We start from the raw sequence: 8371 nt of genomic DNA, 5'->3' as shown, positions 1-8371 counted from the left end.
CCCAGGCCCGCAGGCCGAGCCCACGCGCCGCCCGCACCAGCTCCGCCGCCTCGGCCCGGGACGCCTCCCCGCCGGTGTGCAGCACCAGCCCGTGCCCGGCGACCGCCCGGATCAGCTCGGCGGCCGCCCCCTGGGCACCCTTGGCCGCCCGCTCCCACGCCTCGCCCGAACCGTCCTCCTTGGGCACGGAGTTGATCAACCGGGCCAGACCGTCGGCCAGGCTCTCCTCGGCGAGCGCGTACCGCTCCAGCCCGACCAGGACCCGGACAGGACGCTCCTCATCCTCGCCGCCGGCCGCGTCGCCGTCGCCGTCGCCGTCGTCGTCCTCGACCGCGTTCTCGTCCAGCCCGTCCTGGAAGGCCAGGGCGTCACCCTCGGCGAGTGCCCCCTGCACGGCCTCCTCGGGATCCGGCACCCCCCGCTGGGTGAGCGCGGCGGTCAGCGCGGGCATCTCCAGCGCGGTGTGCCCGGCGAGCGCCGCCTGCTCCAGGAGCCACACGGTGACGGCACGCCCTCGCCGCTCGTCGCCGGGCCCGCACTCCGGTCCCAGCAGCGCCCGCGCGAAACCGTCGGCCTGCTCGGGCCGCACCCCACCGACCCGCAGCAACTGCCACGGATCGGCCCGCAGCCGCTCGTCCGCCCCCTCGCCCAAGGCCGACGCGACCTGCACGGCGAGCGTTTCGGGGGCTCCTCCGTCGCTCAGCACCCGCCGCACGCCCTCGACGGCCTCGGGCGCGGGCACACCCACCGCCACGGGCGCCACGGGCTGCGTCCGCCGTACCGGCTCGGGGGCCTGCCGCCGGGGCGGCGGCTCCTCGAACACCGTCGCGGGCGGCTTCGCACCGCTCTCCACGGCCCGCACGGCCGCGAGCAGTTCGGCCGCCTTGCCGCTGAGCTTCGCACCGGCGTCGACGGGCGCCTGCTTCTCGGCCTTGCGTCGCTCGATCCGCTCCCGCTCCAGCCGCTGAGCCGCCAGTTCGGCCTCGGCCTCTGACAGCCCACCGCCCCCGGTCTTCGCGGCCTCGGACGGCTCACCGCCCTCGCCGACCGCCGCCCCACCACCCGCGATGCCCGCAGCCCCGGCCTTCGCAGCCTCGGTCTCCGTGGCGTCCGGCTTCCTCGGCTCGGCGTCCTCGGTGGTCTCCGGCTCCGTGCTCACAGCGTGCTCCAGTCGTGATCGGGATAGCGGTGCACAGGCGCCGACACGTCGTCGAGCGCCCGGCAGATCTCGTCAGGAAGACTAAGGGCCTCCACTGACAATGCCGCCGTGAGCTGCTGCGCGGTGCGCGCGCCCACCACCGGCGCCGCCACGCCGGGCCGGTCCCGCACCCAGGCGAGGGCGACCTGGAGCGGCGTGACCGCCAGCCCGTCCGCCGCCGTCGACACGGCGTCCACGATGCGGCTCGCGGTGTCGTCGAGGTACGGCTCGACGAACGGCGCCAGATGGTCCGAGGCGCCCCGGGAGTCCGGCGGCAGCGCGTTGCCCCGGTACTTGCCGGTCAGCACCCCGCGTCCCAGCGGCGACGACGGCAGCAGGCCTATGCCCAGGTCGAGCGCGGCCGGCAGCACCTCCCGCTCGACGCCGCGCTGAAGCAGCGAGTACTCCATCTGCGTGCTCGCCAGCCGGGTCCGCGTCCCGGGCGCCGCCAGCTGCCAGGTCGCCGCCTTGGCGAGCTGCCAGCCGCAGAAGTTGGAGATGCCCGCGTAGCGGACCCGCCCGCTGCTCACCGCCAGGTCCAGCGCCTGGAGCGTCTCCTCCAGCGGGGTCTGCGGGTCGAAGGCGTGGATGTGCCACACGTCGACGTAGTCCGTGCCGAGCCGGGCGAGAGAGGCGTCCAGCGCGGCCAGCAGATGCCCCCGCGACCCGTCGAACCGCCGGTCCGGGTCCGGCACGCTCCCGGCCTTGGTCGACAGCACCAGGTCCCGGCGCGGTACGAGCCCTTCCATGAGCCTGCCGAGCAGGTACTCCGACTCGCCGTTCCCGTAGACGTCCGCGGTGTCGACGAGGGTCCCACCGGCCTCCCAGAACGTCTTCAGCAGGTCCGCGGCATCATGCTCGTCGGTGTCCCGCCCCCAGGTCAGGGTGCCGAGTCCGATCCGGGACACACGCAGGCCGGTACGGCCGAGATGCCTCTGCTCCATGTCCGCCGAGATTACTGGCCAGAACTGGTGCCGTGGGTTGCCTGTGGACAACCGATTCACATGATCCAGGCCCGGGTTCCCGACCGGCGTGCCGGCGACGCCACCCGCGGCCTGGGCGATCCCCGTGCCCCACGCTAGTGTCGAGGCCACAAGCGACGTTACTGATGAGTAAGGGGAAGGCCATGCAGCTCGGGATCAACCTCGGCTACTGGGGCGCCGGAATGGACGCGGACAATCTCGCCGTGGCCCAGGAAGCCGACCGCCTCGGATACGCCGTCTGCTGGGCCGCCGAGGCGTACGGCTCCGACGCCGCCACCGTGCTCAGCTGGGTCGCCGCCCAGACGGAGCGCATCGACGTCGGCTCGGCCATCTTCCAGATCCCGGCGCGCCAGCCCGCGATGACCGCGATGACCGCCGCGACCCTGGACTCGCTGTCCGGCGGCCGCTTCCGCCTCGGCCTCGGCGTCTCCGGCCCGCAGGTCTCCGAGGGCTGGTACGGCGTCAAGTTCGACAGGCCGCTGGCCCGCACGCGCGAGTACGTCGAGATCGTCCGCAAGGCCATGACCCGGGAACGCCTGAGCTACGACGGCGAGCACTGGACCCTGCCCCTGCCCGGCGGCCCCGGCAAGCCGATCAAGCTCACCGTCCACCCGCAGCGCGAGCACATCCCGCTGTACATCGCGGCGATCGGCCCCAAGAACCTCGAACAGACCGGTGAGATCGCCGACGGCGCCCTGCTGATCTTCCCCTCCGCCGACCATCTGGAGGACACCGCGATCACGCACCTGCGCGCCGGACGCGAGAAGGCCGGGAAGAGCATGGACGGCTTCGACGTCTGCCCGACGCTGCCCCTCGCCGTCGGCGACGACAAGGACGTGGCGACCCTCGCCGACACCTTCCGCCCCTACACCGCCCTGTACGTCGGCGGCATGGGCAGCCCGAAGCAGAACTTCTACAACCAGCTCGCCCGGCGCATGGGCTACGAGAAGGCGGCCGCCGAGATCCAGGAGAAGTACCTCTCCGGCGACAAGCAGGGCGCCGCGGCCGCCGTACCGCACGAGCTGATCGACCAGACCACGCTGCTCGGCTCCGTGGAGCGCATCGCCGACCGGATGAAGGCCTACGCGGCGGCGGGGGTCACGACGCTGTCGCTGGCGCCCGCGGGCTTCACGCTGGAGGAGCGGCTCACCTCGCTGCGGGCGGGCTCCGAGGCGCTGGAGCGGGCCGGACTCGCGTAACGCGGCCGGTACACCGCCGGGGAATTCCCTACGGCCGTGGTGGGGGCTCGGGGGTCTTCCCCGCCACGGCCGTCAGAGGGAACAACGCGCCCGCCCGCGCGCGGTTACGCTTCCGACGCCCGCCCGTCGGTCCGTCTTTCGGCTGAGTTGTCCGGCACACCTGTTGCCGTGGGCCTCCGTGGCCATTTGACTCCTTCTTTGCGGAATTCTGCAGAGAGGTGCTCTCAGATGCTTTCGGCCAAGAGCCTGTTCCAGGAGATCCTCGACCACGACCAGTCGTTCCGGCTGTTCTGCTGAGCAGCGGGGCCCTCACATCCAGCCCCGCCGCTTGAACGTCCGGTAGAGGAGGACCTCCAGGGCGGCCATGAGCGCGATCACCGCCGGATAGGCCCACACCCAGTGCAGCTCCGGCATGTGCTCGAAGTTCATGCCGTAGATCCCGGCGATCATCGTCGGGATCGCGGCCATGGCCGCCCACGCGGAGATCTTCCGCATGTCGTCGTTCTGCCGGACGCTCATCTGCGCGAGATGCGCCGACAGGACGTCCGACACCAGCCGGTCCAGGCCCTCCACGGACTCGTTCACGCGCGTGAGGTGGTCGTTCACGTCGCGGAAGAAGGGCCGCGCCTTCCCGTCCACGAAGGGCACGGCACTGCCCAGCGTGCCCACGGCGGCGAGCCGGTTCAGCGGCCCGCCGAGCGGCCCGGTGGCCCGGCGGAACTCCATGATCTGCCGCTTGAAACCGTAGATCCGGGACGCCGAGTGCCGCGAGCCACCGCTGTCCGGCGAGAAGACCTCCGCCTCGAGCTCCTCCAGGTCGGTCTGCAACTCGGCCGACACGTCCAGGTAGTGGTCCACGGTCGCGTCGGCGATCGCGTACAGCACCGAGGTGGGGCCCTTGCCGAGCAGCTCCGGCTCCTGTTCCAGCCGGCGGCGCACGGCGGCCAGCGGGGAGCCCACGCCGTGTCGGACGGTCACCACGAAGGCGTCCCCGAGGAAGATCATGACCTCGCCGGTCGAGACGGCGTCGCTCTCCGGCTCGTACACGACCGGCTTGAGGACCATGAACAGGGAGTCGTCGTACACCTCCAGCTTGGGCCGCTGGTGCGCCTTCAGGGCGTCCTCGACGGACAGCGGATGCAGCGCGAACTCCTCGGTGACCAGCCCGAACTCCCGCTCGCTGGGCTCGTGCAGGCCGATCCAGACGAATCCGCCGACCGCCCGTGCCTCGGCCAGGGCGTCCGACAGGTCCTCGGGGCCCTCCGTCCGGTGTCCGTCACGGTAGATGGCACAGTCGACGATCACGGAGCGTGTTCTCCCGTCGCCACCGGGACGTCGCACGCGGACCTGCGCCTACCCTGGGCCGCATGCCCACGCTGATCCTCGTCCGGCACGGACGTTCCACCGCCAACACCGAGGGGCTGCTCGCCGGCCGGACGCCAGGCGTCGCCCTCGACGAGCGCGGCACCACGCAGGCCGCCGCACTGCCCGGCAGGCTCGCCGGGCTGCCGATCTCCGAGGTCGTCACCAGCCCGCTGCAGCGGTGCGAGGAGACCGTCCGGCCCCTGCTCGACGCCCGCCCCGGGCTGCGCGCGCACACCGACGAGCGGATCGGGGAATGCGACTACGGCGACTGGTCCGGGCGCAAGCTCGCCGAGCTCAAGGACGAGCCGCTGATGGAGGTGGTCCAGGCCCATCCGACGGCGGCCGCGTTCCCCGGCGGCGAGTCGATGCGGGAGATGCAGCACCGGGCCGCCGAGGCGGTCCGGGAGTGGAACGCGCGTGTGGAACGCGATCACGGCGCCGACGCCGTGTACCTCATGTGCTCGCACGGGGACGTCATCAAGTCTCTCGTCGCCGACGCACTCGGACTTCATCTCGACCTCTTCCAGCGGATCTCCGTAGAACCGTGTTCCATCACCGCGATCCGTTACACCCGTCTCAGGCCGTTTCTCGTACGCCTCGGAGACACCGGGGACTTCGCGTCCCTGGCGCCCCGCGAGGAGCCCCCGGGCGGGGACGCACCGGTGGGAGGCGGTGCGGGCGCACCGTGATCGTCGGCCGCAGTAGGGTGAAGCGGTCGCAGTAACGCCGTGCTTGTCCGCAGCCGAGCGTCCGCACGGCGGCCGGTCGGTCAACGAAGTCGAAGTCGCCCCACGATCAATGGAGACAGGACGTGTCCCGTCAGGTGTTCCTCTACGACCCTCCGGAGCGGTTCGTGGCCGGTACGGTCGGGCTGCCCGGGCGCCGTACCTTCTTCCTCCAAGCCACCGCCGGCCCCCGGGTGACCAGCGTGGCCCTGGAGAAGACACAGGTCGCAGCGCTCGCCGAGCGCATGGACGAACTGCTCGACGAGGTGGTGCGGCGCAGCGGCGGAAGCGCCGCGGTACCGGCCGTGGCACCCAGCGAGATCTCCGACAGCGCCCCGCTGGAGACCCCGATCGAGGAGGAGTTCCGCGTCGGCACCATGGCTCTGGCCTGGGACGGCGACGAGCAGCGCATGATCGTCGAGGCGCAGGCGCTGGTCGAACTCGACGCCGACACCGACGAGGACCTCGCCGAAGCCGAGGAGCGGCTCCTCCAGGACGAGGAGAACGGGCCCCCGATGCTGCGGGTCCGGCTCACCGGCGCGCAGGCCCGCGCCTTCGCCAAGCGCGCACTCGACGTCGTCAACGCCGGCCGGCCGCCGTGCCCGCTGTGCAGTCTGCCGCTCGACCCGGAAGGACACGTATGCCCGCGCCAGAACGGATACCGCCGCGGAGCATGACCTCCGAGGAACTGCTCACCACCGGTGAGCTGACCGTGCGCGGACGCATCCGTGAAGCCTCCAACGCGGCGCTCTACTGCACGATCACGCACGACGGGCAGGAGGCCACCTGCGTCTACAAGCCCGTCGCGGGGGAGCGGCCCCTGTGGGACTTCCCCGACGGGACGCTCGCCGGGCGCGAGGTCGCCGCGTACGCGGTCTCCGAGGCGACCGGCTGGGGCCTGGTGCCGCCCACGGTGCTGCGCGACGGACCGTACGGCGAGGGCATGTGCCAGCTGTGGATCGAGGCGCGGCCGGATGCCGAGCTGCTCGCCCTGGTCGACGCCGAGGAGCCCGCAGCGGGCTGGAAGGCGATCGGGTTCGCCGAGGTCGGCGACGGGAAGACAGCGCTGCTGGTGCACGCGGACGACGAGCGGCTGCGGCGGCTCGCCGTGCTCGACGCCGTGATCAACAACGCCGACCGCAAGGGCGGCCACCTGCTGCCGACCGCCGAGGGGCAGCTGTACGGCATCGACCACGGGGTCACCTTCAACGTCGAGAACAAGCTGCGCACGCTCCTGTGGGGCTGGGCCGGCGAACCGCTCACCGGCGAGGCCGTGGCGGTCCTCCAGCGGCTCCAGGGGGAGCTGAAGGAGGGCGGCGTGCTCGCCGAGCGGCTGGGCGCGCTGATCACCGGAGCCGAGGTCGACGCCACCCGCGCGCGGGTCGGCGCGCTGCTCGCCACCGGCGTGCACCCGGAGCCGAACGGGGAGTGGCCGGCGATCCCGTGGCCGCCCGTGTGACGGCACGGCCGGCGCGCTGACGGGCACATCAGGGGAGATAACGCAAGAGTGCCTTACCGGCCATCCGGCCTGGTCCGGTTCGTATACGGAACTTCAGTCCGGTTAGGCTCATGACATGCATGCCTGGCCCGCTTCCGAGGTCCCCGCCCTGCCTGGCAAGGGCCGCGACCTGAGGATCCACGACACCGCGACCGGGGGTCTCGTGACCCTCGACCCCGGTCCCGTCGCCCGTATCTACGTCTGCGGCATCACCCCGTACGACGCGACCCACATGGGTCACGCGGCGACCTACAACGCGTTCGATCTCGTGCAGCGCGTGTGGCTCGACACGAAGCGGCAGGTCCAGTACGTCCAAAACGTCACGGACGTCGACGACCCACTCCTTGAGCGCGCGGACCGCGACGGCCTCGACTGGGTCGCCCTGGCCGAGCGCGAGACCGCGCTGTTCCGCGAGGACATGACCGCCCTGCGGATGCTGCCCCCGCAGCACTACATCGGCGCCGTCGAGGCGATACCCGGCATCGTGCCGCTGGTGGAACGGCTGCGCGACATGGGCGCCGCCTACGAACTCGACGGCGACACCTACTTCTCCGTCGAGGCCGACCCCCACTTCGGCGAGGTGTCCCACCTGGACGCCGCCGCGATGCGGCTGCTCTCGGCCGAGCGGGGCGGCGACCCGGACCGCTCGGGCAAGAAGAACCCCGTCGACCCGATGCTGTGGATGGCGGCCCGCGAGGGCGAGCCGAGCTGGGACGGCGGCTCGCTGGGCCGCGGCCGGCCCGGCTGGCACATCGAGTGCGTCGCCATCGCCCTCGACCACCTCGGGATGGGCTTCGACGTCCAGGGCGGCGGTTCCGACCTCGCCTTCCCGCACCACGAGATGGGCGCCTCGCACGCCCAGGTGCTGACCGGTGAGTTCCCCATGGCCAAGGCGTACGTGCATGCCGGGATGGTCGGCCTGGACGGCGAGAAGATGTCCAAGTCCAAGGGCAACCTGGTCTTCGTCTCCCAGCTGCGCCGTGACGGCGTCGACCCCGCCGCCATCCGGCTCGCCCTCCTCGCCCACCACTACCGGACCGACTGGGAGTGGACCGACCAGGTGCTCCAGGACGCCGTGGACCGGCTCGGCCGCTGGCGTGCCGCCGTCTCCCGGCCCGACGGGCCGACTGCGGACAGGCTCGTCGGGGAGCTCCGCGAGGCCCTCGCCGACGACCTGAACTCCCCGGCCGCGCTCGCCGCAGTCGACCGCTGGGCGGCGGAGCAGCAGGAACGGGGCGGCACGGACCCGGGCGCTCCCGGCGTCGTGTCCCGTGCGGTGGACGCGCTGCTGGGCGTGGCCCTCTAGGAGGAACGACCTTGGGCCGCTTCCTCCCGGTGGAGGAAGCGGGAGCAGCAGATGGGCCGAGGCCTCCTCGTAGCGGGAGACGGCCAGCAGGGCGTGC

8 protein-coding genes are annotated in these 8371 nt (G+C 72.3%); 5 read left to right on the top strand and 3 right to left on the bottom strand.

Annotation, left to right across the window (positions count from 1 at the left end):
- The coding region (locus AB0O67_RS35025) for a helix-hairpin-helix domain-containing protein (RefSeq protein ID WP_365459376.1) at positions 1–1159 on the bottom strand (1159 nt) is incomplete at its 3' end.
- Positions 1156–2142: an aldo/keto reductase gene (locus AB0O67_RS35020; protein WP_365459373.1), complete on the bottom strand. Its 987-nt coding sequence runs from the start codon at positions 2140–2142 to the stop codon at positions 1156–1158. The genes AB0O67_RS35025 and AB0O67_RS35020, both read right to left, overlap by 4 nt.
- Before the next feature lie 182 nt (positions 2143–2324).
- Between AB0O67_RS35020 and AB0O67_RS35015 the strand changes: the two genes are divergently transcribed.
- Complete coding sequence (locus tag AB0O67_RS35015; protein ID WP_365459370.1) at positions 2325–3380, top strand: LLM class F420-dependent oxidoreductase; 1056 nt, start codon at positions 2325–2327, stop codon at positions 3378–3380.
- A gap of 309 nt (positions 3381–3689) precedes the next feature.
- Here AB0O67_RS35015 and corA read toward each other — a convergent pair whose 3' ends face one another.
- A complete protein-coding gene (corA, locus tag AB0O67_RS35010) occupies positions 3690–4685 on the bottom strand; it encodes a magnesium/cobalt transporter CorA (RefSeq protein WP_365459367.1) in 996 nt (331 codons plus the stop codon).
- 62 nt (positions 4686–4747) lie between these two features.
- On the opposite strand from corA, the gene AB0O67_RS35005 reads away from it, so the two are divergent.
- The 4 genes from AB0O67_RS35005 (at position 4748) to mshC (ending at position 8274) form a co-directional block, all read left to right on the top strand.
- Complete coding sequence (locus AB0O67_RS35005) at positions 4748–5434, top strand: histidine phosphatase family protein (protein ID WP_365459364.1); 687 nt, start codon at positions 4748–4750, stop codon at positions 5432–5434.
- Positions 5435–5556: 122 nt separating this feature from the next.
- Positions 5557–6147: a DUF3090 domain-containing protein gene (locus tag AB0O67_RS35000; RefSeq protein WP_365459361.1), complete on the top strand. Its 591-nt coding sequence runs from the start codon at positions 5557–5559 to the stop codon at positions 6145–6147.
- Complete coding sequence (locus tag AB0O67_RS34995) at positions 6111–6929, top strand: SCO1664 family protein (protein WP_365459358.1); 819 nt, start codon at positions 6111–6113, stop codon at positions 6927–6929. Before AB0O67_RS35000 ends, AB0O67_RS34995 begins: the two co-directional genes overlap by 37 nt.
- A 115-nt stretch (positions 6930–7044) precedes the next feature.
- A complete protein-coding gene (gene mshC, locus AB0O67_RS34990) occupies positions 7045–8274 on the top strand; it encodes a cysteine--1-D-myo-inosityl 2-amino-2-deoxy-alpha-D-glucopyranoside ligase (RefSeq protein WP_365459355.1) in 1230 nt (409 codons plus the stop codon).
- Positions 8275–8371 lie beyond the last annotated feature (97 nt).

The sequence above is a fragment of the Streptomyces sp. NPDC086077 genome, from assembly GCF_040686175.1.
Lineage (GTDB): Bacteria > Actinomycetota > Actinomycetes > Streptomycetales > Streptomycetaceae > Streptomyces.
The sequence above is the reverse complement of the archived record's forward strand: the minus strand, read 5'-3'. Positions and strand labels throughout refer to the sequence as shown.